The following is a 24,416-nucleotide window of genomic DNA, read 5'->3' on the forward strand; positions in this document are numbered from 1 at the left end:
ATGGGCGCCAGTTTAGCAGACGGCTTGATCGACGGAGCGCCCATGACCTTCACCCTCACCTCCACCGACATTCAGGACGGCGGGGTTTTGCCGGACGCCCAGGTTCACGCCAAGGGCAACACCTCGCCGCAGTTGGCCTGGTCCGGGGCGCCGGAGGGGACCAAGAGCTATGCGATCACCTGCTATGATCCCGATGCGCCGACCGGCTCGGGCTTCTGGCACTGGACAGTGGCCAATATTCCGGCGGATGTGACCCAACTGGCGAGCGGCGCCGGATCGGCGGGGGGACATCTGCCTCACAGCGCGATCCAGGGGCGCACGGACTTCGGCCAGGCCGGCTTCGGCGGCGCCGCACCTCCGGCCGGCCACGGCCCGCACCGCTACATCTTCACCGTCTTCGCGGTGGATGTGGAGAGCCTGGACGTCACGGCCGACAATTCCGGCGCCGTGTTCGGCTTCAACCTGCATTTCCACACCCTGGCCAAGGCGTCGATCACGGCGACCTACGAAAACCAGGGTTGATCGCGGGTTTGCCCTTGTCGGGTCATTAGGCGAGCGTATGTTGCGCCGCAACATGGCCCAGGCCGCTCTTCTTCCCGACTCGCCAACGCTCTCTCGCGGGGCAGTGGCGCTGGTTCTGGTCGCCCTGGCCATGGGCGGCTTCGCCATCGGCGTGACAGAGTTCGCGGCCATGAGCATCCTGCCCGACTTCGCCGCCGGTCTGGGTGTCGATGCCCCGACTGCGGGCCATGTCATCAGCGCCTATGCCGCGGGCGTCGTGGTCGGCGCGCCGATCCTGGCGGTGCTGGGCGCGCGCCTGCCGCGCTGGCAGTTGCTGATCGGTTTCATGGCCTTGTTCGCCATCGGCAATGTCGCCAGCGCCCTCGCGCCCACCTATCACTGGATGCTGGTGTTCCGCTTTCTCAGCGGTTTGCCGCACGGAGCCTATTTCGGCGTGGCGGCCCTGGTCGCAGCCTCGGTCGTGCCGCTTCATTTCCGCACCCGCGCCGTCTCGACCATACTGATGGGGCTGACGGTCGGGACCGTGCTGGGCGTGCCGGTGGTCAATATCATCAGCCACGCCCACGGCTGGCGCTGGACCTTCGCCATCGTGGGCCTGCTGGCCGTCGTGACCATGGCGCTGGTCGCCTTGTTCGCGCCGCGCGATCCAGCCCATCCCGACGCCAGCCCCTTGCGCGAACTAGGCGCGCTGAAGCGCAGTCAGGTGTGGCTGACGCTGGGCGTCGGCGCCGTCGGCTTCGGCGGCATGTTCGCGGTCTATGCCTATCTGGCCTCCACGCTTGAGGCGGTGACGGGCGTGAGCGCCGCTGTCATGCCCTGGATCTTCGCCGTGTTCGGCGTGGGAATGTTCATGGGCAATATCCTGGGCGCATGGGCGGCGGACCACATCGGGTTCAAGGCCGCAGGCCTGCTGTTGCTGTGGAGCGCGGCGGCCCTGGCGCTCTATCCGATCGCGACGCCGCATCTGTGGGCGGTGATGATCGTGATCTTCCTGATCGGCGCCGGCGGGGGGCTGGGGTCGATCCTTCAGACCCGGCTGATGGATGTGGCCGGCGACGCCCAGACCCTGGCGGCGGCGCTGAACCACTCGGCCTTCAACACCGCCAACGCCATCGGCCCCCTGTTGGGCGGCATGGCCATCGCGGCCGGCTATGGCTGGGCCTCGACCGGCTGGGTCGGCATGGGGCTGTCGCTGGGCGGCTTCGTCATCTTCGTCATCGCCTGGGTCACCGGTCGCAAGCACGCGACGGCCTGACAAGCCGAAAGAAGCCTGCTAAAGGCCCGCGCCATGAGCGCCGCCGTCATCGTCTTCCCCGGTTCCAACTGCGATCGCGACTGCAAGGTCGCCGTCGAACGCTCCACCGGCGAGCCGGTGTCGATGGTCTGGCACGCCGAGACCGAGCTGCCTCAAGGTCTGGACCTGATCGTGATTCCCGGCGGCTTTTCCTACGGCGACTATCTGCGCTGCGGCGCCATGGCGGCCCAGTCGCCGGTGATGCAGGCGGTCAAGAAGGCGGCGGAAGACGGCGTCGCCGTGGTCGGCATCTGCAACGGCTTCCAGATCCTGTGCGAGGCCGGACTGCTGCCAGGCGCCCTGTTGCGCAATCAGGGTCTGAAATACGTCTGCAAGCCCATCGCCCTGACCGTCGCCAACGGCCAGACCCGCTTCACCGCCGGCTATCAGGGCCAGCGCGAGGTGGTGATGACGCAGGGCAACGGCGACGGAAACTTCTTCGCCGACGCCGAAACCCTGGCCCGCATCGAGGGCGAGGGCCAAGTCGTGTTCCGCTACGTCGACAATCCCAACGGCTCGGTCAACGCCATCGCCGGCATCCAGAACGCACGCGGCAACGTCCTGGGCATGATGCCCCACCCGGACCGCGCCTTCGAAGCCGAACTGGGTTCCGCCGACGGAGCCGTGCTGTTCCAGAGCATCTACGCCGCCGCTTGACGGCAATCAGAAGTTGGTGCGGATTAAGGCGATGCACAATCGCCTTCGATTAACCGCCGCTCTCCTTTCTCTCGCCGCAGCTTCGCCTGTCCTGGCACAAGAGAGCACTCCTCAGGCCGAGGACTGGACGCTGACGTCCGTGCCTGAACGCAAGGCTGTGATGGCGACGATCGACTTCACATCGGGCCTTGCCATAGCCGCCCGCTGTATGGATGGGGTCTATGACGTCCTGATCACCGGCCTTCCCGACGCGCCGCGTCGCGACCTGTCGCGCGAACTTGGAATCCAGGCCGGCGACCAGACTGAACCCTACACCTCGGTCTGGACAGTAGGCACGCAGCGGAACACTGCGTTCAGTCGATTGCCCGCGGTCGTCGCGCGCGACTTGGCGAAGGGCGGCAAGCTTCAGGTCATCGTGCCCGCATCGCCCCCAAACGGTCGGCGGACGCGCTACGTCATGGATCTGGATACGTCCAGCACCGCGATCGAACAGACACTGACCGCCTGCGGCCGGCCGATGGTCGATCCGCGCGAAGCGAGGGCCCGAGAAATCGACGGCAATGGGCAGGACGGACTGCCTGACACCGTGCAATGGCAGACCGTGCCGCGCCCGACATTCCCAGAATCGGTAAATGGTCGAAGTCCGCTGGAGGGCTATGTCGTGCTGTCCTGCGTCCTGACCGATACCGGGCAGATGACCGATTGTCAGACGGAAAGCGAGCAACCTGCGGGCTATAATCTGTGGCGCTCGGTCGAACGTTCTCTGCCTCGCGCGCGCCTCAAGCTTTCGGAAGAAGCGGCCGCCGCAGGTCTGACGCTGGGCGGCCGGATGGTACGCTTTTCGGTCAACTTCAAGATGGAGCCCTGAGGCGCTCAGACATCCTTGATCTGGGCGCGCCCATCGGAAAGATCGGCGGCCGCATCGTCTTCGTCCTGGCCGTCGAACGCCTTTTCCCCCGCCTCGCGCTGGGCGGCCAATTCGCGCGCGCCGACGCCCAACCCCTGTTCGATGGCCAGGTTGGCCTCGACCTCTTCGGTCAGGTGCAGGTCTTCGTTGTCGGGGTCGGCCATGGGGTCATCCTCTATGCGGGTTCAGCCGAAAAACCACCTTCGGGCGTCTTGGGTTCCTATCGACCGAACAAGGGCTCCAGACTGGCGCGGGACAGGGGGCGGAACACCAGAAACTGTCCTCCGACCGTGATCGTGACCTCATGCGCCTGTGGCCGTTGCAGCAAGGCCGGATCGTCCAGGGACACTGCGCGCCCGGAGGCGATGTCGCGCGCGTCCATGGGCGGCAGGGTGGGCCGCCGTTCGTATGCCGCCAACGCGGACAGGAAGCCACGTACGGCGTTGGCCTGCTGGGCGGGCGTCAGGGCGGCGCGCACCTGGACCCAGGCGTCCTGAACCGAGGCTGGCAAGGGCGCCGTCTGAACCGACGGCTGCACCTGCGCGACAGTGGCGGTCGAAACGCCGACCGCCGATAGAAGGACCAGAATCGACACGACCAGAGGTTTCGAATCTTGCATCGAAACAGCAGAGGGCGCCGGCAGCGCGTAATGCAAGCTTCACTTTTCCGAGGAGTGGATGAACCTTCTTCCCGTCCTGCGCGTATGACCCGCACAAGCTTCGCAATGGAAAGCCAATGTCCTCCATCATCCGCCCTACCCCCGGTCAACGCACACGCCGCCTGGTTGTCCTGGCCGCCGCCGTTTTCGCCATCGCCGTGCCTCTGGTCCAGAATCTGGCCGGCCTGGGCCTGAACCAGGCCGAGTTCGCCGAAGACGGGAACAGCACCCTGCGCGTCGCCGGCTACGCCTTCGCCATCTGGGGGCTGATCTATGCGGGCGTGCTGGCCTATGCCATCCGCCAGGTCCTGCCGCAGACCGGAGAAAGCCCTCTGCTGACGCGGATGGGCCTGCCCTCGGCGGTCTCCTTCTTCGGCATCGGGTTATGGATCATCGTCGCCGCCCTGAACCTGAAGGCGGCCAGCGTGGTCGTGATCTTCGCATCCCTGGTGGCCTTGCTCCTGCCGCTGCTCAGCGTCGCCGGCCTTGTGCGGAGCTTGCCGCGTCTGGACCGCGAGCGGCTGTTGCTGGTCTGGCCGCTGGCCGCCCTTGCAGGCTGGTTGACGGTCGCCGCGCCGCTGAACCTGATCACCACCTTGACCGCTTTTGAAGCCCTGCCCACCGCCCTGTCGCCTGAGCTTTGGGCTATCGTCGCCATCGTGGCGGTGACGGTGATCGCGCTGGGCGTCACGGCGGTTCTGCGGACGCTGGCCTATCCGCTGCCGACGGCCTGGGGCCTGCTGGGCGCCTTCGTGGCGGAGCAGGCGGACAAGCCCGCCGTGGCCTTCACGGCCCTGGGCGGCGCGGTTGTGCTTTTGGTGGGCGGCGTGCTGTTGAGCTTCCGCCTGCGCCCCGGCGTCGAGCGCGCCCGCTAGAGTTCGGGAGCTTTTCCCGCTCATCCCTGCTGTCGTCGGGATGAGCGGGAAGCCATGGATCAGGCTTCAGGCTTAGCCGTGATCGCATCATCCTGGGGCTCGTGATCATCGGCCCCAACGTCGAAGGCGCCGTCTTGGTCGAATCCAACGCTGCCGACACCGGCAGCGGAACCCGTCAGGCGCTGGCGACTGGCCAGGGCGGCCTCTGGCGCGGCGGCGTCCAGTTCGGCCGTCGTCTCGGGGTCGTTCGAACGATCCATCTGCTGACCCGAAGCGGGGACGATGCGGTCGGTGTGAGGCTTGCTCACTTGTCGTCCTCCTCGGCGTCGTCTTCCGCCTTCTTCTGAGCGGCTTCGGCAAGGGCGGACGCGCCCGCGTCATCGGCGGCGATCTCGGGCCGGTCGTCGTCCTCGGGCGTGGCGGCCGGGTCTATAGGGGTGTCGGTCATGGTGTGCTCCTTGGAACTGTCGCCGAAATCAACCGCTCGCCGTGGTCGATGTTCCCCGATCTTGCGCCACGCGGGCTGACAATCGGCGCATCTGCGGCTAGAAGCGCCGCCCATGAGCGCTCCTGAAAAGACGATGTCCGAATTGGCCGCTGAATACGGCCTGGCCCCGAACGAGTATCAGGTCGTCCTCGACCGACTGGGGCGCGAGCCCAACCACGTCGAACTGGGCGTCTTCTCGGTCATGTGGTCCGAGCACTGCTCCTACAAATCCTCCAAGATCCACCTGGGCAAGTTCCCGACCACGGGCGAGCGCGTCATCTGCGGTCCGGGCGAGAATGCCGGCGTGATCGACATCGACGACGGCGACGCCTGCATCTTCAAGATGGAGAGCCACAACCACCCCAGCTTCATCGAACCCTATCAGGGCGCGGCGACGGGCGTGGGCGGCATCATGCGCGACGTCTTCACCATGGGTGCGCGCCCCGTGGCCCTGCTGAACGCCCTGCGTTTCGGCGATGTGAACCATGAGAAGACCAGGCGTCTGGTCTCGGGCGTCGTGTCGGGCATCGGCGGCTACGGCAACTGCGTCGGCGTGCCGACCGTGGCGGGCGAGACCAACTTCCACTCCGGCTACAACGGCAACATCCTGGTCAACGCGATGTGCGTGGGCCTGGCCAAGGCCGACAGCATCTTCTATTCGGCCGCGCCCTCGGCGGGCCTGTCGGTGGTCTATTTCGGGTCCAAGACAGGGCGCGACGGCATCCACGGCGCAACCATGTCCTCGGCCGAGTTCGACGACGAATCGGAATCCAAACGCCCCACCGTCCAGGTCGGCGACCCCTTCGCCGAGAAACTGCTGATCGAGGCGACGCTGGAGCTGATGGCGTCCGGCGCGGTCGCCGCCATCCAGGACATGGGCGCGGCGGGCCTGACCTCCTCCTCGGTCGAAATGGCCGGCAAGGGCGGCGTCGGCATCGAGTTGAACATGGACGCCGTGCCCCAGCGCGAAGAGGGCATGACCGCCTATGAGATGATGCTGTCGGAAAGTCAGGAGCGGATGCTGGCCGTCCTGAAGCCCGGCCGCGAGGAAGACGGTCACCGCATCTTCAAGAAGTGGGGCCTGGACGCCGCCGTCATCGGCGTGACCACCGACACCGGCCGTCTGGTGCTGAAGCATCACGGCGAGACCGTGTGCGACGTGCCGCTGGCGCCCCTGTTCGACGATGCGCCCCTGTATGACCGTCCGTGGGTCCAGCCGGAGCTTCAGCCGAAACTGAACCACGCCGACATCCCCGCGCCCGAGAACTGGGACGATGCGGTGATGAAGGTCGTCGCCTGCCCCGACATGGCCTCCAAGCGCTGGATCTGGGAACAGTACGACCGCCACGTCATGGCCGACACGCTGCAGGATTCGGCCACCGGCGCCGACGCGGGCGTGGTGCGGGTGCATGGTACGGACAAGGGTCTGGCCGTCACCTCGGACTGCACCCCGCGCTATGTCCAGAACGACCCCTATGAGGGCGGCAAACAGGCCGTGGCCGAGGCTTGGCGCAACCTGACCGCCGTGGGGTCGCGCCCCATCGCCATCACCGACAATCTGAACTTCGGCAATCCGCAGCGCCCCGAGATCATGGGCCAGATCGTGCGCGCCATCGACGGCATGGCCGAGGCCTGCCGAGAACTGGTCTTCCCGGTCGTGAGCGGCAACGTCAGCCTTTATAACGAGACCAACGGCGTCGCCATTCCGCCGACCCCTACCGTGGGCGCCGTGGGACTGCTGCCCAACTATGACGTGGTGACCGGCTTTGGCGGCATGGCCGAGGGCGATACGCTGGTCCTGATCGGCCAGACGCACGGCGAACTGGGCGCCTCCATCTATCTGCGCGAGGTTCTTGGCCGCGAGGACGGCGCCCCGCCGCCTGTCGATCTGAAGCTTGAGAAGCAAACAGGTGATTTCGTGCGCGGCCTGATCGAGGCTGGCGAACTGACCGTGGTGCATGATCTGTCCGACGGCGGCCTGATCGGCGCCGTCTCCGATCTGGTGCTGGCCTCGGACGTCGGCGTGACCTTGGACGCCTCCAGCGCCGCCCATGCCCACATCTTCCTGTTCGGAGAAGACCAGGCCCGTTATCTGGTCGCCGTGACCGACGCCGACGCCCTGATCGCCAAGGCCCAGGCCGCCGGTCTGCATGCCTCGGTCGTCGGCCATGCGGGCGGCGACGCCTTCGCCTCCAAGGGCGACAAGGGCGAACTGTTCAGCATCCCCGTCGCCCATCTGCGCGAATGGCACGAAGGCTGGATGCCAGGCTGGATGGGCGACGCCGCATGATCCGCACCGCCGCGCCCGTCGCCCTGGTCCTGTTGCTGGGGGCCTGTGACGGCGGCGGCGACCCGGTGCAGCAGGCGCTGCGCGACACCTCGGCCGCCAACCACGCGGCGGCGGCCCGGACCACGGCCGAAGTCGAGACGTCCCATAGCCCGGCGTCGGGCGTCACGCCGGGCGACCGGGCCTTCGCCGCGTCGGAAGCCGAAATGCACCGCAAGATGGCCGCAGCGTCGGGCCAGACGATCGACCAGGCCTATGTCGCCAAGATGATCGCCCACCACGAGGGCGCCGTCGACATGGCCAAGGTCGCCCTGCGCGACAGCCGCGACCCGGCCATCCGTCGCATGGCCCAGACCGTGATCGACGCGCAGACGCGCGAGATCACGCAAATGAAGGCCTGGGCACCCTCCACGCCGACGACGCGCTGATCCGCCTTTCGAACGTCACATCCCGCGCCTAGGGTTCGGGAATGGCTGACGGCGCAACGCCCTTTCGTCCCGCAATACCGCCCCGAAGGGCGGGCAAGCCTCTTTCTCTGCTGCCGTTCCTTTGGGTCAGTTGGCGTGATCCGATCCGCATGTGGTCGCAGCGGCATTTCACCGAGCCGCAGATTTACGGCCACTCGGCCTTTGGCGAGGTTCTGGTTGTCAGCCATCCCGAGGGGGTTCGGCACGTCCTGACCGAGAACGCCGCCAACTATGAGAAGGGCGAGTTGCAGAAGCGGGTGCTGGGTCCGATGCTGGCCGAGGGCTTGCTGTTGACCGAGGGCGACAAATGGCGCCGCGCCCGACGCATCCTGGCGCCCCTGTTCACCCCGGCGAAGATGGCCACGCTGAACGCGCGCATGGCCGAGGTCTGCCATGCGCGCGTCGCCGCCTGGGCGCTGTCGGCGCGAGGGCGAGTGCTGGACGTCGATTCCGAGATGTCGGGCCTGACCTTCGACATCCTGTCGGCCACCATGTTTTCGGACGAGCTGGGCGGCGAAGCGCGTGGGTTCGAGCGGGCGCTGAACCAGTTCCTGGCCAATGGCGCGCGCATCGACCCGCTGGATGTGCTGGGCGCGCCCGACTGGGCCCCGCGTCTGGGGCGGCTGGCCAGCTTCCGCTCGGCCCGGTTCTTCGAACAGCGGGTGACGCGGTTGGTCGAGGCGCGGCGGGCGCACATCCAGGCGGGCGACGCTCCGCCGGCCGATCTGCTCAGCGCCCTTCTGCTGGCCAGGGACGAGAACGGCGGCCCAGGTCTGTCAGATGCCGAGGTGGCCTCCAACATCCTGACCTTCATCCTGGCGGGGCATGAGACCACAGCGCGCGCCCTGGGCTGGGTGCTGCATCTGCTGTCGCGTCAGCCGGAGTATCTGGCCCGGGTGCAGGCGGAAGCCGACCAGTTCGACGTCGCCAATCCCAAATGGGCCGAGGCCCTGCCCTGGACCCGCGCCGTGCTGGAAGAGACGATGCGCCTGTTCCCGCCCGCCCCGACCATGGCGCGCAAGGCGCTGGCGGACGACGAGATCGGGGGCCAGAAGATCAGGGCCGGCGCGACGGTGATCGTGTCCCCGTGGATTCTGCAACGCCACACGCTTTGGTGGGACGATCCCGACGCCTTCAGACCCGAACGGTTCCTGCCCGAACATCGCAAGGCCATCGACCGCTACGCCTATATCCCCTTCAGCGCCGGGCCCCGCGTCTGCATCGGCGCGGCCTTCGCCCTGCAGGAGGCGATGATCGCCTTGGCCGCCATACTCCACGTGGCGGAGGTGGAGCCTTTGACGACCGCCGAACCCCGCCCTGTCCACCAGATCACCCTGCGCAGCCGCGAACCGATGCGGCTGAGGCTGCGAGCGCGGCGTCGCTGATCAGGGCGGCGAGGCGCCCGTCCAACCCAGCCTAGACGACCGGGATCGCCTGGGACAGGCGACCGCCGACCCGGATCGGCTCGACGCGCGTCGCCAACCCGGTCCGGTCGTCGGTCTCCACGAAGACGCCGCAGATAGTCGCCGGACCCGAGGCCGGGGTGTAGCGGCCGCCCGAAATTCTGGTGGTGAAACGGCGCAGCGGCTCGTCCTTTTCGTTGCCGATGACACTGTCATAGTCGCAGCAGCCACCGGCGTCGGTCTGATAGGCCGTGCCGCCCGGCAGGATCTGGCAGTCAGCGGTCGGGACGTGGGTGTGGGTGCCCACGACCAGCGAAGCGCGTCCGTCGCAGAAGTGGCCCATGGCCATCTTCTCCGAGGTCGCTTCGCAATGCATGTCCACGATGACGGCGTCGGCGACGGCGCCGAGCGGGGCGGCCGCCAGTTCCCGCTCCACCGCGCCGAACGGATCATCCATCGGGTCCATATGGACGCGCCCCAGCACATTCATGACCAGAACGGTTCGCCCGGTATCGGTCTCGAACAGATTGGCCCCGGCGCCCGGCGCATCCATCAGACGCGGATAGTTGGCTGGACGGATCAGGCGCGGCTCGCGCACGATATAGGTCAGGGCCTCGCGCTGGTCCCACGAATGGTTGCCCAGCGTCAGACAGTCGGCGCCCGCCATGAACAGCTCTCGCGCCGTGTTCTCAGTAATGCCGAACCCGCCCGCCGCGTTCTCGGCGTTGACCACCACGAAATCGAGTTTCAGGTCGCGCTTCAAGCCAGGAAGGTGATCGCTGATGCCGTCACGGCCGGACTTGCCGATGACGTCGCCGAAAAATGCCAGTCTCATTTGGAAGCCGTATAGCCGTTCTCGGTCAGAACGCCATGCAGCCGAATGTCGTGTTCATCCAAAATCAGCCGCTCGACCACCTGACCCGCATAGGCGAAGCCGATGCGCAGGGCGTGCGGCCGTTCCGCGAAGGTGCGGTCGTAAAAGCCGCCGCCCTGCCCCAGGCGTCCGCCCTGATCGTCGAAGGCCAGAAGGGGCGCCAGGATCAGATCGGGATCGACAGTCTGGGCCAACGGCAGGGGCGCGGGGCATCCGGCGGCGTCCAGCTCCAGCGGCTCGCCCGGCGACCAGGCGCGAAAGATCATCGGGGCGTCACGCTGGATCACCACGGGCAGGCAGAGACGACGGCCCTGGCGTGACAGGGCCTGGGCCAGGGCGTCCGTGTCCAGCTCCGACCCCATCGCGCGGTACAGGGCCACGAACTCACCCTTCGGCAACTGGTCCGCATGATCGGCGGCGCGCGCCGCCGCCTCTGGATCCAGCCCGGCCAGACGTTTGCGCAGCATGCGCATGTCCGAGCGCCGTTGGGACTTGTCGCTCATGGAAACAGTCTCGCGTCCCAATAGACAGGGATGTTCAGCCCGGTCGTGATCCGCGCGAAGTCGGAATGGTTGGGATTGATCAGGATGTTGCTGTCCAGCCGCGCCACGACGGAGGGAACGATCAGGATCAACGACCGCGCCGATCTGTGCCATTCGCAACCGAAAGCGCGGCTGACCGCGCCATTCGCCAAATCCCAGCCCGGATGGGCTGCGGGCTGAAACACCTCGTAGCTGACGCCTGCGGGGATGGCGATCTCGACATAGTGCTGGTTCGGCGGCAGGGCGCCGGAGCCGTGGACCAGCTTCTCCAGCAAGCTAGTGGAATAGTGTTGCGCCGCATAGATCAACGGATGCGTCGGGTCGTTCCAGCGGCCTGGATTGATGGTCGATCCTGTGGCGTCGAATATCGGATAGGCCGCCCCCTCCGGATCACCGATCCGGTAGGCGGTCAGCCCCTTGTCCAGCCGTTGCGCCGTCAAGCCGCCGAGCCGTAGCGCAATCGACCCAGAATATCGCAAACCAATTCGGCGCCCAGTTCACTGCCGATGGCCACCGTCATCGGGGCCTGATTTTCCAGCATGGCGTGGGGGCGGAACAGGAAGCCGCGCGCCGCGACATCGCCGCCCCAGACCGCCACCGCCTCGGCCCAGACGCGCGCGACGCGGGCGACCCGCTCGCTGGCGGCGGGAGACAGGACGCCGGACTTGTTGCGGGCCGCCGTGGCGCGCGGCACGACCTTGTGGCGGAAACCGTTGTCGTCGGGGCTGACGGCGTCGGCCACCAGCGTCAGGGCGCGTGTCGGCAGACCGGCGCTGACCGATCGGGCCAGATCCATAGGCGAAATGCTGGCGGCGTCCTTGACCCCCAGCACATAGGCGACAGTGGAATAGTCAGACATGACCGACCTCGCTCAACATAGACAGCATGTTGTCTCACATGAGACGCTTGTCAATGACAGCAAACAGCCGACGCTGAGTGGAATGACGAACGCGCGCTCAAGCAGCGAGCCGCCGCGCGGCGAGCGTTTGCGCCAGAAGGAATGAAAGGTGGCGGCGCCGCGCGAACCGTGAAGAACGTTTAAATCCTCTCGACCTGGGTAGCCAGGTGGGCTCCATATGCCCAGGCCCTCGAGCCCGGACAGGGACAGATCCCGTAGAGTGAATTAAGGTCAGAAGGATATGTTGTCTTCGACGTGAGCCGCAGCATGACCCGCCGCCAGACAAGATAGGGCCTTGCGCGCGAACACGCCAGCGGCCCGACGTCAGATATTTTGAGCGATCTTCTCGATCCGCGCGGCGACGGCGTTCAGGGCCTCGGCGACCCCGTCGGTCGCAGCGGGCGCGGGCGCGGCGGCCGGCGCCTTTCCTCCGCCCAGGCGGGCTTCGTGCAACTCATCGGCCAGAATCAGGGCCGACATCAAAAACAGGCGCAGATCGCCGACCTGACCGACATCCTGGGCCACGGCGCGAACCTGATTGTCGAACTGTTTGGCCAGGATGCGGACCCGCTCTTCCTGACCATCGGCGCAACCCACCGCATAAGGGCGGCCGTTCACCTCAACCGTCACCGTCGCCATCAGCGATCCTTGCCTTCGGTCATATCCTGCGCCTCTTCCAGAACCTCGCGCACGGCCTCGGCCGCACGACCCAGGGCCTCGGACGCCTCGCGGCCTGCGGCCTCCAACTCGGCGAGGCGCGCATCCGCGGGGCGGGGCGCGAACAGGTCGTCGTCCGCAACGGCGGGCGCCGAGGCGGGGCGCGCCTTCAGCTCCAGTATCTTGCGTTCGAGGTCGGCCAGGGCGCGGTCGATGCGCGCCCGTGCGGCCGTGGTGGCGTCTGCCATCGGTCGCTCCTTGCAAATTGCGTATAGAACCCGAGGACGCGCCGGGGTAAAGCGGCGCCGCCTCTTAAATTCCGCATCGTTCGAAAGGTCTCCGCCGTGACCGACGCCAAATCCGCACCCAAGGCCACCCCCGAACAGATGGCCAACGCCATCCGCGTCCTCGCGATGGACGGCGTGGAGAAGGCCAAGTCGGGCCACCCCGGCATGCCGATGGGCATGGCCGACGTCGCCACGGTGCTGTTTTCCAAGTTCCTGAAGTTTGACGCCTCGCGCCCCGACTGGGCCGACCGCGACCGCTTCATCCTGTCGGCCGGCCACGGCTCGATGCTGATCTACGCCCTGCTGCACCTGACCGGCTACAAGGCGGCGACCAAGGAAGAACTGTCGAACTTCCGCCAGTGGGGTTCCAAGACCGCGGGCCACCCTGAGTATGGCCATATGCCCGGCGTCGAGGTCACGACTGGCCCGCTGGGTCAGGGTCTGGCCACCTCGGTCGGTTTCGCCATGGCCGAGCGTCATCTGGCCGCCAAATACGGCGACGACCTGGTCGATCACCGCACCTGGGTCATCGCCGGCGACGGCTGCCTGATGGAGGGCGTGTCACAGGAAGCCATCGCGCTTGCCGGCCGCTACAAGCTGAACAAGCTGACCGTGCTGTGGGACGACAACGAGATCACCATCGACGGCAAGGTCTCGCTGTCCGACGCCGTTGACCAGAAGGCCCGCTTCAAGGCCGCCGGCTGGGCGGTCAAGGCCGTCGACGGCCACGACATGAAGGCGATCAAGTCGGCGATGCAATGGGCCATCCGCCAGGACAAGCCCGTCCTGCTGGCCTGCAAGACCAAGATCGGCAAGGGCGCCGCCACCATGGAAGGCAGCCACAAGACCCACGGCGCGGCCCTGGGCGCCGCCGAGATCGCCGCCACCCGCCTGGGCCTGGCCTGGGATCACGACCCATTCGAAATGCCCGAGACCATCCTGTCGGCCTGGCACAAGGTCGGCCGTCGCGGCGCCAAGGACCGCAAGAAGTGGGAGGCCCGCCTCGCCGCCTCGTCCCAGGCCGCCGACTTCACCCGCGCCATGAAGGGCGACCTGCCCGAGGCCGCCTTCGACGCCCTGAACGCCAAGATCGCCGAACTGGTCGAGGCTAAGCCCGCACAGGCCACGCGCCAGTCGTCAGGCGCTGCGCTGGACGAACTGTTCGCCGCCATCCCCGAACTGGTCGGCGGCTCGGCCGACCTGACCGGATCGAACAACACCTTCGTCAAGGGCACGCCGGTCCTGGACGCGCCGACCTATGAAGGCCGCTACGTCAACTGGGGCATCCGCGAATTCGGCATGGCGGCGGCCATGAACGGCCTGGCCCTGCACGGCGGGGTCATCCCCTACGGCGGCACCTTCATGGTGTTTTCGGACTACAGCCGTCCGGCGATTCGTCTGGGAGCATTGATGGGCGTGCGCGCCATCCACGTCCTGACGCACGACAGCATCGGTCTGGGCGAAGACGGCCCGACGCACCAGCCGGTCGAGCATCTGGCGGCCCTGCGCGCCATTCCGAACCTGCTGGTCTTCCGCCCCGCCGACACGATTGAGGCGATGGAGTGCTGGCAGATCGCGCTTCAGACCAAGACGGCGCCCTCGGCCCTGGCCCTGTCGCGCCAGAAGACGCCTGCCGTCCGCACCGCCGCCGCGACCGAAAACCTGTCAGCCAAGGGCGCCTATGAGATCAAGGCCGCCAATGGCGAGGCCAAGGTCACCCTGTTCGGCACCGGCACCGAACTGGCTCTGGCGCTGGACGCCGCGGCAACTCTGGAAGCCGAAGGCACGCCCACCCGCGTCGTCTCGGTGCCCTCGTTCGAATTGTTCGAGCAACAGGACGCCGCCTACCAGGCCGCCGTCATTGGTCGCGGCACCGTGCGCGTCGCGGTGGAAGCCGCCATCAAACAGGGCTGGGAGCGGTTCATCGGCGAAGACGGCGCCTTCATCGGCATGTCCAGCTTCGGCGCCTCGGCCCCGGCCGAAGTCCTGTACGAGAAGTTCGGCATCACCTCGGACGCCGTAGTGGCGGCGGTCAAGGCCCGGCTTTAGGCCTCAGATCCTCCCCCGCTGGCGGGGGAGGACTTCAGGAGCAGATGATGAAACTCGGCACCCCGCTTTCCGACACCGCCGTGCGCGTGATGCTGCTCGGCGCGGGCGAACTGGGCAAGGAGGTCGCCATCGAGCTGCAGCGGCTGGGCGCCGAGGTGATCGCTGTGGACCGTTATCCCAACGCTCCGGCCATGCAGGTCGCGCACCGCAGCCACGTCATCCCCATGACCGACGCCCAGGTGCTGAACGGCGTCATCCTGGCCGAGGCGCCGCACATCATCGTGCCCGAGATCGAGGCCATCGCCACCGAGGTTCTGGCCGATATCGAGGCGGCGGGCATGGCGCGGGTCGTTCCCACCGCCCGCGCGGTTCAGCTGACCATGAACCGCGAGGGCATCCGCAAGCTGGCCGCCGAGACCCTCGGCCTGCCCACCAGCCCCTACGCCTTCGCAGGATCGCCTGAGGAACTGGCGGCGGGCGCTGAGATCGTCGGCTATCCCAACTTCGTCAAGCCGGTCATGTCTTCGTCCGGCAAGGGGCAGTCCTTCGTCGAGAACCCCGACGAAATCGCCGACGCCTGGACCTATGCCCAGGAAGGCGGCCGCGTCGCGGGCGCGCGCGTCATCGTCGAGGGCCGGATCGATTTCGACTTCGAGATCACCCTGCTGACCGTGCGTTCGCTGCGCGATGGCGTGGTCGTCACCGACTTCTGCGCCCCCATCGGCCATCGCCAGGTCAAGGGCGACTATGTCGAGAGCTGGCAGCCTCAGGCCATGACGCCCGCCGCGCTGGCCGCTTCGCAGGACATCGCCGGCAAGGTGACGGAGGCGCTAGGCGGCCTGGGCGTCTTCGGCGTCGAACTGTTCGTCAAGGGCGATCAGGTCTGGTTCTCCGAGGTTTCGCCCCGTCCGCACGACACCGGCCTGGTCACCCTGGCCAGCCAGACCATGAGCGAGTTCGCCCTGCACGCCCGCGCCATCCTGGGCCTGCCGGTCGATGTGACCCAGCGCGAGCCCGCCGCCAGCGCGGTCATCTATGGCGGCCTGGAGGCTGAGGGCGTCGCCTTCGAGGGCGTGGCCGAGGCCCTGTCGGTCCCCACCGCCGACCTGCGCCTGTTCGGCAAGCCCGAAGCCTTCGAGCGCCGCCGCATGGGCGTGGCGACCGCGCGCGGCGCCGATGTGGATCAGGCCCGCGAACGGGCGCGCGAGGCGGCCGGGCGGGTGAAGGTCGTTCGGGGCTGACGCCGACCCTCCTCCACCTCTACGACTTTGGTCGATTGGCCTTGTCCCGCATTGTGGTGCAAACCATGGGCGAGGGCCGCGATCAGTCGGCTGGGAGGGAACTGTCGTGGGCAAGCTGAGCACACCCATAATCTTCGGCGCCATCGCCATCCTGGGGGCCGTGTCCCTGGGCGTCATCGCCCTGCATCAGGGCGAGAGCATCAGCGCGGTCTGGATGGTGGTCGCCGCCGTCTGCACCTATGCGATCGCCTATCGGTTCTACAGCCGGTATCTGGCCAACAAGGTCATGGGATTGAACCCCGCGCGCCTGACGCCCGCCATGCGTCGCAACGACGGGCTGGACTATGTGCCGACGCCCCGAAATGTCCTGTTCGGCCACCACTTCGCCGCCATCGCGGGGGCCGGGCCGCTGGTCGGGCCCGTGCTGGCCGCGCAGATGGGCTATCTGCCCGGCGTCTTGTGGATCCTGGTCGGCGCCGTGCTGGCGGGGGCGGTGCAGGACATGATGGTCCTGTTCATGTCCACGCGCCGCGACGGCAAGTCCTTGGGCGACATGATCCGCACCGAGATGGGGAATATCCCCGGCATCATCGCCCAGGTCGGCGTCCTGATGATCATGGTCATCATCCTGGCCGTTCTGGCCCTGGTGGTGGTCAAGGCCCTGGCCGAAAGCCCGTGGGGCACGTTCACCGTCGCCGCCACCATCCCCATCGCCATCTTCATGGGCCTGTACACCCGCTTCCTGCGCCCCGGCCGCGTGGGCGAGGTGTCGGTGATTGGCGTCGTCCTGCTGATCCTGGCCATCATCGGCGGCGGCCATGTCGCGGCTGATCCCTATTGGGGCCCGGCCTTCACCCTGACCGGCCCGACCCTGGCCATTCTGATGATGATCTATGGCTTCATCGCCTCGGTCATTCCGGTGTGGTTGCTGCTGGCGCCGCGCGATTACCTGTCCACCTTCCTGAAGATCGGCGCCATCGTGGCCTTGGCCGTCGGCATCCTGATCGTGCGTCCGCACCTGCAGATGCCGGCCATCACCCCCTTCATCGACGGCACCGGCCCGGTCTTCGCCGGGGCCCTGTTCCCCTTCCTGTTCATCACCATCGCCTGTGGCGCCGTGTCGGGCTTCCACGCCCTGATCTCTTCGGGCACCACGCCCAAGCTGCTGGAGAACGAAGCCCAGATCCCGATGATCGGCTATGGCGCCATGCTGTGCGAAAGCTTCGTCGCGGTCATGGCCCTGATCGCCGCCACGGTTCTGGACCCGGCGGTCTATTTCGCCATGAACAGCCCGGCCGCCGTGATCGGCAAGGATGCGGCCTCGGCCGCCGCCGCCGTGGCCCAGTGGGGCTTCCACATCACGCCCGGAGAGTTGGAGCAACTGGCCCGCGACGTGGGCGAGCACTCGATCCTGTCGCGCGCGGGCGGCGCCCCGACCCTGGCGGTCGGCATGGCGCACATCCTGTCCAGCGTGATCGGCGGCAAGGCGATGATGGCCTTCTGGTATCACTTCGCCATCCTGTTCGAGGCCCTGTTCATCCTGACGACCGTGGACGCCGGCACCCGCGTCTGCCGCTTCATGATCCAGGATCTGCTGGGCGTCGCGGTTCCCAAGATGCGCGAAACCAAGTCCTGGGCCGCCAACGTCGTGGCCACGGCCCTGACGGTCGGTCTGTGGGGCTATTTCCTCTATACCGGCGTGGTCGATCCGCTGGGCGGCATCAACAGCCTGTGGCCCCTGTTCGGCATCGCCAACCAGATGCTGGCGGCCGTCGCCCTGATCCTGGGGACCGTGGTCCTGTTCAAGATGAAGCGCGAGAAGTTCGCCTGGGTCATGGTCGTGCCAGCGACCTGGCTGCTGATCTGCACCCTGACGGCGGGCTTCCAGAAGCTGTTCCACCCCGAGGTCCGCATCGGCTTCCTGGCCCATGCCCGGAAGTATCAGGAGGCGCTGGGCGCCGGCGAACTGATCGCCCCGGCCAAGTCGGCGGCGGACATGCATCGGATCGTGGTCAACGACTACGTCAACTCGGCGCTGACGGCGGGCTTCCTGTTCGTGGTCATCACCATGGTCGTCTATGGCGTCCTGGCCTGCCGCAAGGCCTATCGCAACAACCGTCCGACCGTGCGCGAATATCCCGAAAGCCACGAACTGACCCCGGCCGACGAAGCCGCGGACGTGGCCCGTGCCTGACCCCTCGAACGAGGACCTGCTGTGCCTGTGCCGCGAAACCGCCCTGCGGTGGGGTCGCGGCGTCAGGCGCACGGCCGGGGCCATGATCGGCCAGCCGGACTATCAGGCCTATGTCGACCATGCGGCGGCGACCCATCCCGACCAGCCGCCGCTGGACAAGACCGCCTTCTTCCGCCTGCACGAACAACGCCGGTTCGGCGGGGCGGGCGGGTTCAAATGCTGCTGATCGCTCTTTGATCTTGCGCTCCTCCCGGCGAAAGCCGGGACCCAGCGCTTTGGACGTTCGACCCGGACCCAAAGCGCCAGCCGCCAATCCAACGTACCCATCTTGCAAAAGAACTGGGTCCCGGCTTTCGCCGGGATGGGGCGATAGAAGAAAATGAGCTAGAGCGGGCCGGGTCGGTCAGCGGCGCCCGCCCGATCCTGGCTGCGAAGCGCCGCAATGGCGGCCTCCAGCGTCGGGTCGTCGCCGGCGCGTCTTTGGGCCACCGTGCGAGGGGCGGCGATGTCTGGCGTCACCCCGCGCTTTTCCAGCCGCGTCCCGCCGGCGGTGACGAAATCCGCCCGGCTTAGGGTCAGCCGCCCTCCATCCGGCAGATTGGTCTCCTGCGCGATCAGCACCGACCCGCCGGTCCGTTCCCCCACCACGATGCCGCGTCGCGCCTCTTGCAGGGCCGCCGGCGTCAGTTCAGCCGCGCTGCGACTGCCCTGATCGACCAGGACGGCGACGGGGTTGGCCAGGGGATCGCGCCGGTCGCCACAGTCGCCCGCCGCCCTCAGCACCACCGCCCGCCCGGTTCGCCCCGTCCGCGTCGCCCAGGCCTGATTGCGAGGAAGGAAACAGGTCAGGACCGATTCGGCCTCCCACAATCGCCCGCCAGGATTGCCGCGCAGATCAAGCACCACGTCCACATCGGGCGGCAGTCCCTCCAGCGCGCTGCCCATCCACGGTCCCAGGCCCTTGTCGAACTGCTCGACCCGCAGCACCAGGACGCCGGGCCGCGACGTATCGGCGACGAAGGGCTGGACGGCATCCATGATGCGCGGCGTCAGGGTCGTCTCTCGCCGCTGGCCCGCCTCGTCGGTCAGGACCAGATGCACGGGTCGGCCGTCGAACGCCTCCACGTCCGGTCCCCACGGCCGACCGTCAACGGTTTTCAGCGCCCAGCCCAGTTGGATGCCCGCCTCCTCGGCCGGAGAACCGTGTCGGATGCGCTCCACGGTCCAGTCGTCCGGCGTCTGGCCCCGCATCAGGGTCATACCCATCACGGCCCGACGCGCGAACTGCATTTCCTGACGCCGGACGGCGGCCGGCGGGCTGGCGGCGGCGTGGCCGTCATCCAGCAGGTCCAGCATGGCGTTCAGCACCCGGTACAGCGCCCGCTCGTCCGGCGCCGCCATGGCCTGAGGTCGGAACTGGGTCCGCGCCGCGCGCCAGTCCACGCCATGCAATGAAGGGTCGTAATAGCCGCGCCGAACCTCGTCCCACACCCGGTCGAACACACGCTGATTCAACCGTTCCTGCGCGCGACTTGGCGCGACGCCTGCCGCGCTGACCGGCGCCAGGGGCGCAGCGACCGCCGAAGCCGCCGACCCGAGGGGCAGCCCCAGCAACACGACCCCGAACAGGCGAGACGAAAGAGATAGACGCATAGGCCGCATCTGACCTTGCCGCCCCGGTCGTCTCAAATCACGAATGCGCGTCATTGGCGCAGATGGGCCGCAACGCCGAACCGTTCATCGCGTCTCCCTTCTCGCCCCATGCCGTGATAGGGGCGCGGAATGAGCATCACCACGGTCGGCCTCGACGCCGACGACACCCTTTGGCACAACGAGACGATCTTCCGCCTGACCCACGCGCGGTTCGTCGATCTGCTGGCCGACCACGGCGACGAGGCGACCATCGAGGCGCGTTTGGCCGAGACCGAACAGCGCAACCTGCGTCTCTATGGCTACGGCGTGAAGGGCTTCACCCTGTCGATGATCGAGACGGCGATGGAGCTGACGGGCGGTTCCGCCCCGCCCCAAGTCGTGCGTGAGATACTGGCGGCCGGCCGCGAGATGCTGGCCCACCCGGTCGAAACCCTGCCCGGCGTGGACGAAGTCATCGCCGAACTGTCAGAGAAATATCGCCTTGTGTTGATCACCAAGGGCGACCTGCTGGATCAGGAACGCAAACTGGCCGCGTCCGGCCTGGGTGAACGGTTCAGCGCGGTCGAGATCGTGTCCGAGAAGGACCGCGCCACCTACGACCGCGTCTTCGCGCGTCACGGAACAGGCGCGGCCGAGGCCGTCATGGCCGGCAACTCCATGAAGTCCGACGTCCTGCCCGCCATCGCCGCCGGCGCCTTCGGCGTCCACATCCCTTACCACGTCACCTGGGCCCACGAATTGGCCGACGCCCCTGTTGACGAGCCCCGCTACGTCTCCCTGGCCCGCATCGGCGAACTGCCCGACTGGATCGCGGCGATCAATTGTTGAGACAGAGCCTACTTTGAAAGCCCTGGCGGTCCCGAGAAGACGGTAAGCCGGAAGGCCCATAATAAGTCTTGAATAACGTCATACGGTGCTTGAGCAGGCTAAAAGCTCAGCTTCCCATCAGGATGGGTAAGTGTGTCTATTCTAAAACAGTAAGAATGTATAACGTCGTTATTCGGTCTATAATCGCGACCTGCCTTGACGTCACCTTCTGTGTCAGGTTTGTGACCCGCAAGCGGCGGATCAACGACGTCTTTTGGCGTCTTGTCCCCCATCGGCCGCGCCATACGGAGTCCATATGCGAAATATTCTACTGTCATCAACGGTGCTCGCGGGCGCCCTGATCGCCACGACCGCCTTCGCTCAAGATTTGCCTGCCCAGACGACGTCCCCCTCAGACGCTTCGGCCACGCAACTGGGCGAAATCATCGTCACTGGATCGCGCATCCGTCGCAGCGCCGCAAATGCGCCGACGCCTTTGATCCAGGTGTCGCAGGATGAAATCCTGTCGACCGGCCAGACCAGCGTCATCGACTATCTAGCGACCATTCCGGCGCTTCAAAACTCGACGGTGCCCTCCGACACCACCGGACAAACCCTGAACACCGGCGGCCTCTCGCTGCCCAACCTGCGCTCGCTGGGCGCGGGTCGCACGCTGACGCTGGTCGACGGTCGTCGGCATGTCGGGTCTTCCGGCGGCGAGCTTTCGGTGGACGTGGACACCATTCCGCGCCTGCTTATCCAGAATGTTGAAATCATCACGGGCGGCGCCTCTTCGGTGTACGGCGCCGACGCGGTTTCCGGCGTTGTCAACTTCATCCTGAAGAAGGACTTCGAAGGCCTGGAGATCGACGCCAACTACGGCCAGATCAACAGTAACGGCGAAGCTAGCCGCCGCATTTCAGGCTTGGTCGGCAAGAACTTCTTCGATGACCGGCTGAACGTCTATGCACACGCCGAGTACGAAAAGATCGACAACGTCGATTCGATGGACATCAACTGGATCCGTCGCGCCCCGATCCGCCTGGCTATCGACGCCGATCCCACGACGGCGCCTTATGACGGCCGTCTCGACGCCACGGTCTTCTATGGCGTTAACCGTCTGGACATCCTGCCGTGGGGCCAAACCACGCTGGCCAACTTGCAACAGCCCAGCGACCTGACTAACCCCAACATTCCTTACCAAAACTGCTTTGGCGACAGCGGCTTCACCTATGCCGCAAACTGCTACGGAATCACGCCCGGCAAGACCTACGTCTATGACGGCGCGAACGGCCGTCTGGCGAACTTCGGTCAACGCGTCGGCAACGTCGGCATCAACCGCCCCTACAACATCGGCGGTGACGGCATGCCTTTGGGCGAAGTGGCCGGCTACAGCCGCGTGCCTGCATCGGAATCGCAGCGTTACCAGGTCGGCACCAACTTCAAGGTCACGGACGCCATCAGCTTCTTTGCAGAGGCGAAATACGTCACCGAAGACACCTTCATGCGGGGTCAGCGGACGTTCTTCGACATCGATCTGGACAATAGCTCCTATGCTGCGAACGACACGAATTCGATCTGGGGCACCTCGGCCTTCGACCTGCGCTGGGACGACAACGCCTTCCTGCCGCAGAACCTGAAGACGGCGATCGCCGCCAATCGCATCGATGTGTATGCGCCGCCGACGGCAGCAAACGCGGGCCAGTTGATCCGCAGCCAGGCGTTGCCGATCGCGCGTCACAGCTTCTTCGGCCCTGACCGGACGCAGTCGAACACCCGTGATATCCAACGCTATGTCGCTGGCTTCAAGGGCGATCACGGGCCGATGGGCTTCGCCAAGTCGCTGTCCTGGGACCTGGGCTACACCTACGGCAAGGCCGAGATCGAAAACATCGAGCGCGCTGTCGATTCGCAGCGCATGGCGCTCGCCGCCGACTCGGTCATCGACAGACTGGGTGTCGCTGGCCCGGCAGGCTCCATCGTCTGCCGCTCCAAATTGCTTCAGGCGCAAGGCGCGACCTTCATCGCCGACAAGCACCGCAGGGACGCAAACGGCGACCCCACCAACCTGCTGGACACGGAATACGGCCGCAACTCGATCGCGCAATGTGCGCCGCTGAACATCTTCGGCGCAGGCAATCAGTCGGCTGAAGCGCTGCAGTACGTGGACGCCGCCGTCGTTGTTAAGGAAATGAACGAACAGCAGCAGGCTGTCGGATCGATCTCCACCGAACTCTGGGATCTATGGGGCGCCGGCAACCTCGGCTTCGCCTTCGGCGGTGAATGGCGCAAGGAAACGACATCGGCCATCGGTCGTAGCGCAACGGCCGGCGACCGCCTGCTGTTCCTCAACACCGGAGCGGATTTCCCTGAAGTCAGCTATGAATCCAAGGAAGTGTTCACGGAGCTGTCCGTGCCGCTGTTCCGCGATTCCCGTCTTGGCGAATATGCCGAACTCAGCGGTTCGTACCGCTGGGCCGACTATTCGACGGTCGGCAATGTCGATGTCTACGGCGTGAACCTGGTTTATCGCCCGATCCGCGACATCACCTTCAAGACCAGCTTCAACTCCTCTGTTCGCGTTCCGAACCTCGGCGAGAACTACTCTCCGTTCGGCCAAACCTTCGCGAACAGCTTCGTTGATCCATGCGCGACCGCTAGCATCGCCGCGGTGAACGACCAGGAGACCAAGGCCAACCGCATCAAGAACTGCACGGCCCTGGCCGCGCAGAAGGGTCTGATGTTCGACTTCGCCGGCGCGACCGCCACCAACACCGACGACTTCCGCCCGGACTACACCTCGGGCATCGCCGGCGTCAGCGGCGGCAATCCGAACCTGGAGCCGGAAGAATCCGAATCCTTCACCTTCTCGACCGTGCTTCAGCCGCGCTTCATCCCCGGCCTGACCATGACGCTGGATTATTACGAGATCCGCATCGACAAGGTGATCGCCTCGGTCTCGGCTGAAGGGATCGCGAACAACTGCGTCAATGGCGCGGAACTAAACCTGGACGCCTGTAACTCGATCTTCCGCAACTCGCCGAACATTCCGTTCGGTGTCGGCGCACCGTCCGGCAATGCGATCGGCGGCTTCATCGAGCGGTCGTTCAACTACGCTGCTCTCGAGACCCGCGGGCTCGATTTCGGCGCCAACTACACGCTGGAAACGGCTGACTTCGGCAAGAATTGGGGCGCCTTCGACTGGCGTGTGAACGGGTCATGGCTGATCGAGCAGAAGCAATATCTGAACGAATCTGACCCGAGCGACTACGATGAACTGGCTGGAAGCATCGGTCTCAGCGGCACCAACGTCTATCCGCGTGTGCGTCTGAGCTCGTCGCTGGCATGGCGTCCGAACGACACCTGGAACATCAACTGGACGGCCGACTGGCAGTCGAGCGCCAACATCATTCGGGCGCGCGACTTCATCAACAACGCCGACGCCCGCTTGGTCGACCAGATGGAGACTGGACCGTTCGTCCGCCACGATCTGACCGTTCGCTACAAGGTGCGGGACGATCTGACGCTGCGCGCCGGGGTGGTTAACCTGTTCGACGCAGAACAGCGCGATATCCTGGGCACGACCATCTACTCCAACTACGATCCCTACGGCCGTCGCTTCTTCGTCGGCCTGAACTTCCGCCCCTTCTAAGGGAG

At 66.4% G+C, this 24,416-nt stretch carries 26 protein-coding genes and 1 other RNA gene; 15 read left to right on the forward strand and 12 right to left on the reverse strand.

What is annotated here, in order from left to right; translation table 11 throughout:
- Positions 1 to 42: 42 nt before the first annotated feature.
- From ACYX4P_RS15835 to ACYX4P_RS15850, 4 genes are read left to right on the forward strand one after another with little or no spacing between them, the layout of a single operon-like run.
- Complete coding sequence (locus tag ACYX4P_RS15835; protein WP_248120369.1) at positions 43 to 522, forward strand: YbhB/YbcL family Raf kinase inhibitor-like protein; 480 nt, start codon at positions 43 to 45, stop codon at positions 520 to 522.
- 37 nt (positions 523 to 559) lie between these two features.
- Positions 560 to 1,777: an MFS transporter gene (locus ACYX4P_RS15840; protein ID WP_248120371.1), complete on the forward strand. Its 1,218-nt coding sequence runs from the start codon at positions 560 to 562 to the stop codon at positions 1,775 to 1,777.
- A 33-nt stretch (positions 1,778 to 1,810) separates the two neighbouring features.
- Positions 1,811 to 2,473 carry a phosphoribosylformylglycinamidine synthase subunit PurQ gene (gene purQ / locus ACYX4P_RS15845; protein ID WP_248120374.1) on the forward strand — a complete coding sequence of 221 codons (663 nt, stop codon included), beginning with the start codon at positions 1,811 to 1,813 and terminating at the stop codon, positions 2,471 to 2,473.
- Between the two features lie 31 nt (positions 2,474 to 2,504).
- Positions 2,505 to 3,341: a hypothetical protein gene (locus ACYX4P_RS15850; RefSeq protein WP_248120376.1), complete on the forward strand. Its 837-nt coding sequence runs from the start codon at positions 2,505 to 2,507 to the stop codon at positions 3,339 to 3,341.
- Positions 3,342 to 3,346: 5 nt separating this feature from the next.
- On the opposite strand, the gene ACYX4P_RS15855 is transcribed toward ACYX4P_RS15850, so the two are convergent.
- Together ACYX4P_RS15855 and ACYX4P_RS15860 are read right to left on the reverse strand one after the other, a co-directional pair.
- Positions 3,347 to 3,544, reverse strand: coding sequence for a hypothetical protein (locus ACYX4P_RS15855; RefSeq protein WP_248120377.1), 198 nt, complete (start codon positions 3,542 to 3,544; stop codon positions 3,347 to 3,349).
- Between the two features lie 56 nt (positions 3,545 to 3,600).
- Positions 3,601 to 3,975, reverse strand: coding sequence for a hypothetical protein (locus tag ACYX4P_RS15860; RefSeq protein ID WP_292074815.1), 375 nt, complete (start codon positions 3,973 to 3,975; stop codon positions 3,601 to 3,603).
- 140 nt (positions 3,976 to 4,115) lie between these two features.
- On the opposite strand from ACYX4P_RS15860, the gene ACYX4P_RS15865 reads away from it, so the two are divergent.
- Positions 4,116 to 4,913, forward strand: coding sequence for a hypothetical protein (locus ACYX4P_RS15865; protein ID WP_248120381.1), 798 nt, complete (start codon positions 4,116 to 4,118; stop codon positions 4,911 to 4,913).
- A 59-nt stretch (positions 4,914 to 4,972) separates the two neighbouring features.
- Here ACYX4P_RS15865 and ACYX4P_RS15870 read toward each other — a convergent pair whose 3' ends face one another.
- Together ACYX4P_RS15870 and ACYX4P_RS15875 are read right to left on the reverse strand one after the other, a co-directional pair.
- Complete coding sequence (locus ACYX4P_RS15870; protein WP_248120383.1) at positions 4,973 to 5,221, reverse strand: Tat pathway signal protein; 249 nt, start codon at positions 5,219 to 5,221, stop codon at positions 4,973 to 4,975.
- Positions 5,218 to 5,361, reverse strand: coding sequence for a hypothetical protein (locus tag ACYX4P_RS15875; protein WP_248120384.1), 144 nt, complete (start codon positions 5,359 to 5,361; stop codon positions 5,218 to 5,220). Before ACYX4P_RS15875 ends, ACYX4P_RS15870 begins: the two co-directional genes overlap by 4 nt.
- Before the next feature lie 112 nt (positions 5,362 to 5,473).
- Here ACYX4P_RS15875 and purL point away from each other — a divergent pair, with 112 nt between their 5' ends.
- The 3 genes from purL (at position 5,474) to ACYX4P_RS15890 (ending at position 9,539) form a co-directional block, all read left to right on the forward strand.
- On the forward strand, positions 5,474 to 7,690 hold the full coding sequence (gene purL, locus ACYX4P_RS15880; RefSeq protein ID WP_248120386.1) for a phosphoribosylformylglycinamidine synthase subunit PurL: 2,217 nt from the start codon (positions 5,474 to 5,476) through the stop codon (positions 7,688 to 7,690).
- A complete protein-coding gene (locus ACYX4P_RS15885; RefSeq protein ID WP_248120388.1) occupies positions 7,687 to 8,115 on the forward strand; it encodes a DUF305 domain-containing protein in 429 nt (142 codons plus the stop codon). The genes purL and ACYX4P_RS15885 overlap by 4 nt, the downstream gene beginning before the upstream one ends.
- 149 nt (positions 8,116 to 8,264) lie before the next feature.
- The gene (locus tag ACYX4P_RS15890; protein ID WP_248120390.1) at positions 8,265 to 9,539 is read left to right on the forward strand and encodes a cytochrome P450; all 1,275 of its coding nucleotides are present in this window, start codon (positions 8,265 to 8,267) and stop codon (positions 9,537 to 9,539) included.
- Positions 9,540 to 9,570: 31 nt separating this feature from the next.
- On the opposite strand, the gene ACYX4P_RS15895 is transcribed toward ACYX4P_RS15890, so the two are convergent.
- From ACYX4P_RS15895 to ACYX4P_RS15910, 4 genes are read right to left on the reverse strand one after another with little or no spacing between them, the layout of a single operon-like run.
- Positions 9,571 to 10,392 carry a TIGR00282 family metallophosphoesterase gene (locus ACYX4P_RS15895; protein WP_248120392.1) on the reverse strand — a complete coding sequence of 274 codons (822 nt, stop codon included), beginning with the start codon at positions 10,390 to 10,392 and terminating at the stop codon, positions 9,571 to 9,573.
- Positions 10,389 to 10,934, reverse strand: coding sequence for a 5-formyltetrahydrofolate cyclo-ligase (locus ACYX4P_RS15900; protein ID WP_248120394.1), 546 nt, complete (start codon positions 10,932 to 10,934; stop codon positions 10,389 to 10,391). Before ACYX4P_RS15900 ends, ACYX4P_RS15895 begins: the two co-directional genes overlap by 4 nt.
- Entirely contained in the window at positions 10,931 to 11,413 is a 483-nt protein-coding gene (locus ACYX4P_RS15905; protein ID WP_248120396.1) for an RES family NAD+ phosphorylase, read from the reverse strand. Before ACYX4P_RS15905 ends, ACYX4P_RS15900 begins: the two co-directional genes overlap by 4 nt.
- Positions 11,410 to 11,832 carry an antitoxin Xre/MbcA/ParS toxin-binding domain-containing protein gene (locus ACYX4P_RS15910; RefSeq protein ID WP_248120398.1) on the reverse strand — a complete coding sequence of 141 codons (423 nt, stop codon included), beginning with the start codon at positions 11,830 to 11,832 and terminating at the stop codon, positions 11,410 to 11,412. Before ACYX4P_RS15910 ends, ACYX4P_RS15905 begins: the two co-directional genes overlap by 4 nt.
- Between ACYX4P_RS15910 and ACYX4P_RS15915 the strand changes: the two genes are divergently transcribed.
- On the forward strand, positions 11,831 to 11,977 hold the full coding sequence (locus ACYX4P_RS15915; RefSeq protein ID WP_248120400.1) for a hypothetical protein: 147 nt from the start codon (positions 11,831 to 11,833) through the stop codon (positions 11,975 to 11,977). The two genes, ACYX4P_RS15910 and ACYX4P_RS15915, sit on opposite strands and share 2 nt — an antisense overlap.
- Before the next feature lie 5 nt (positions 11,978 to 11,982).
- On the opposite strand, the gene ssrS is transcribed toward ACYX4P_RS15915, so the two are convergent.
- The 3 genes from ssrS to ACYX4P_RS15930 form a co-directional block, all read right to left on the reverse strand.
- Positions 11,983 to 12,143: non-coding RNA, 6S RNA (ssrS, locus tag ACYX4P_RS15920), on the reverse strand.
- A 52-nt stretch (positions 12,144 to 12,195) separates the two neighbouring features.
- Positions 12,196 to 12,510 (reverse strand): cell division protein ZapA, encoded by a 315-nt coding sequence (locus ACYX4P_RS15925; RefSeq protein WP_248120402.1) that lies wholly within the window; start codon positions 12,508 to 12,510, stop codon positions 12,196 to 12,198.
- A complete protein-coding gene (locus ACYX4P_RS15930; protein ID WP_248120403.1) occupies positions 12,510 to 12,776 on the reverse strand; it encodes a hypothetical protein in 267 nt (88 codons plus the stop codon). Before ACYX4P_RS15930 ends, ACYX4P_RS15925 begins: the two co-directional genes overlap by 1 nt.
- Before the next feature lie 138 nt (positions 12,777 to 12,914).
- On the opposite strand from ACYX4P_RS15930, the gene tkt reads away from it, so the two are divergent.
- The 4 genes from tkt (at position 12,915) to ACYX4P_RS15950 (ending at position 18,525) form a co-directional block, all read left to right on the forward strand.
- Positions 12,915 to 14,864 (forward strand): transketolase, encoded by a 1,950-nt coding sequence (tkt, locus tag ACYX4P_RS15935; protein ID WP_248120524.1) that lies wholly within the window; start codon positions 12,915 to 12,917, stop codon positions 14,862 to 14,864.
- A 47-nt stretch (positions 14,865 to 14,911) separates the two neighbouring features.
- Entirely contained in the window at positions 14,912 to 16,105 is a 1,194-nt protein-coding gene (gene purT / locus ACYX4P_RS15940) for a formate-dependent phosphoribosylglycinamide formyltransferase (RefSeq protein WP_248120405.1), read from the forward strand.
- A 106-nt stretch (positions 16,106 to 16,211) separates the two neighbouring features.
- Positions 16,212 to 18,299, forward strand: coding sequence for a carbon starvation CstA family protein (locus tag ACYX4P_RS15945; protein ID WP_248120407.1), 2,088 nt, complete (start codon positions 16,212 to 16,214; stop codon positions 18,297 to 18,299).
- The gene (locus tag ACYX4P_RS15950; protein WP_248120409.1) at positions 18,292 to 18,525 is read left to right on the forward strand and encodes a YbdD/YjiX family protein; all 234 of its coding nucleotides are present in this window, start codon (positions 18,292 to 18,294) and stop codon (positions 18,523 to 18,525) included. The genes ACYX4P_RS15945 and ACYX4P_RS15950 overlap by 8 nt, the downstream gene beginning before the upstream one ends.
- 158 nt (positions 18,526 to 18,683) lie before the next feature.
- Here ACYX4P_RS15950 and ACYX4P_RS15955 read toward each other — a convergent pair whose 3' ends face one another.
- A complete protein-coding gene (locus ACYX4P_RS15955) occupies positions 18,684 to 19,952 on the reverse strand; it encodes a S41 family peptidase (RefSeq protein ID WP_248120411.1) in 1,269 nt (422 codons plus the stop codon).
- 129 nt (positions 19,953 to 20,081) lie between these two features.
- Between ACYX4P_RS15955 and ACYX4P_RS15960 the strand changes: the two genes are divergently transcribed.
- Positions 20,082 to 20,780: an HAD family hydrolase gene (locus ACYX4P_RS15960; protein ID WP_248120412.1), complete on the forward strand. Its 699-nt coding sequence runs from the start codon at positions 20,082 to 20,084 to the stop codon at positions 20,778 to 20,780.
- 295 nt (positions 20,781 to 21,075) lie between these two features.
- Entirely contained in the window at positions 21,076 to 24,411 is a 3,336-nt protein-coding gene (locus tag ACYX4P_RS15965) for a TonB-dependent receptor domain-containing protein (RefSeq protein WP_248120414.1), read from the forward strand.
- The last annotated feature ends 5 nt before the right edge of the window (positions 24,412 to 24,416 follow it).

Source organism: Brevundimonas sp. ABV4_179, from assembly GCF_056311945.1.

Bases quoted from the DNA above. Each gene is read 5' to 3' on its own strand.
- ACYX4P_RS15835 (WP_248120369.1), top strand. From the start codon at position 43: ATGACCTTCACCCTCACCTCCACCGACATTCAGGACGGCGGGGTTTTG.
- ACYX4P_RS15840 (WP_248120371.1), top strand. From the start codon at position 560: ATGTTGCGCCGCAACATGGCCCAGGCCGCTCTTCTTCCCGACTCGCCA.
- purQ (WP_248120374.1), top strand. From the start codon at position 1,811: ATGAGCGCCGCCGTCATCGTCTTCCCCGGTTCCAACTGCGATCGCGAC.
- ACYX4P_RS15850 (WP_248120376.1), top strand. From the start codon at position 2,505: ATGCACAATCGCCTTCGATTAACCGCCGCTCTCCTTTCTCTCGCCGCA.
- ACYX4P_RS15855 (WP_248120377.1), bottom strand. From the start codon at position 3,544: ATGGCCGACCCCGACAACGAAGACCTGCACCTGACCGAAGAGGTCGAG.
- ACYX4P_RS15865 (WP_248120381.1), top strand. From the start codon at position 4,116: ATGTCCTCCATCATCCGCCCTACCCCCGGTCAACGCACACGCCGCCTG.
- ACYX4P_RS15875 (WP_248120384.1), bottom strand. From the start codon at position 5,361: ATGACCGACACCCCTATAGACCCGGCCGCCACGCCCGAGGACGACGAC.
- purL (WP_248120386.1), top strand. From the start codon at position 5,474: ATGAGCGCTCCTGAAAAGACGATGTCCGAATTGGCCGCTGAATACGGC.
- ACYX4P_RS15885 (WP_248120388.1), top strand. From the start codon at position 7,687: ATGATCCGCACCGCCGCGCCCGTCGCCCTGGTCCTGTTGCTGGGGGCC.
- ACYX4P_RS15890 (WP_248120390.1), top strand. From the start codon at position 8,265: ATGTGGTCGCAGCGGCATTTCACCGAGCCGCAGATTTACGGCCACTCG.
- ACYX4P_RS15895 (WP_248120392.1), bottom strand. From the start codon at position 10,392: ATGAGACTGGCATTTTTCGGCGACGTCATCGGCAAGTCCGGCCGTGAC.
- ACYX4P_RS15900 (WP_248120394.1), bottom strand. From the start codon at position 10,934: ATGAGCGACAAGTCCCAACGGCGCTCGGACATGCGCATGCTGCGCAAA.
- ACYX4P_RS15915 (WP_248120400.1), top strand. From the start codon at position 11,831: ATGACCGACCTCGCTCAACATAGACAGCATGTTGTCTCACATGAGACG.
- ACYX4P_RS15910 (WP_248120398.1), bottom strand. From the start codon at position 11,832: ATGTCTGACTATTCCACTGTCGCCTATGTGCTGGGGGTCAAGGACGCC.
- ACYX4P_RS15925 (WP_248120402.1), bottom strand. From the start codon at position 12,510: ATGGCGACGGTGACGGTTGAGGTGAACGGCCGCCCTTATGCGGTGGGT.
- ACYX4P_RS15930 (WP_248120403.1), bottom strand. From the start codon at position 12,776: ATGGCAGACGCCACCACGGCCGCACGGGCGCGCATCGACCGCGCCCTG.
- tkt (WP_248120524.1), top strand. From the start codon at position 12,915: ATGGCCAACGCCATCCGCGTCCTCGCGATGGACGGCGTGGAGAAGGCC.
- purT (WP_248120405.1), top strand. From the start codon at position 14,912: ATGAAACTCGGCACCCCGCTTTCCGACACCGCCGTGCGCGTGATGCTG.
- ACYX4P_RS15955 (WP_248120411.1), bottom strand. From the start codon at position 19,952: ATGCGTCTATCTCTTTCGTCTCGCCTGTTCGGGGTCGTGTTGCTGGGG.
- ACYX4P_RS15960 (WP_248120412.1), top strand. From the start codon at position 20,082: ATGAGCATCACCACGGTCGGCCTCGACGCCGACGACACCCTTTGGCAC.
- ACYX4P_RS15965 (WP_248120414.1), top strand. From the start codon at position 21,076: ATGCGAAATATTCTACTGTCATCAACGGTGCTCGCGGGCGCCCTGATC.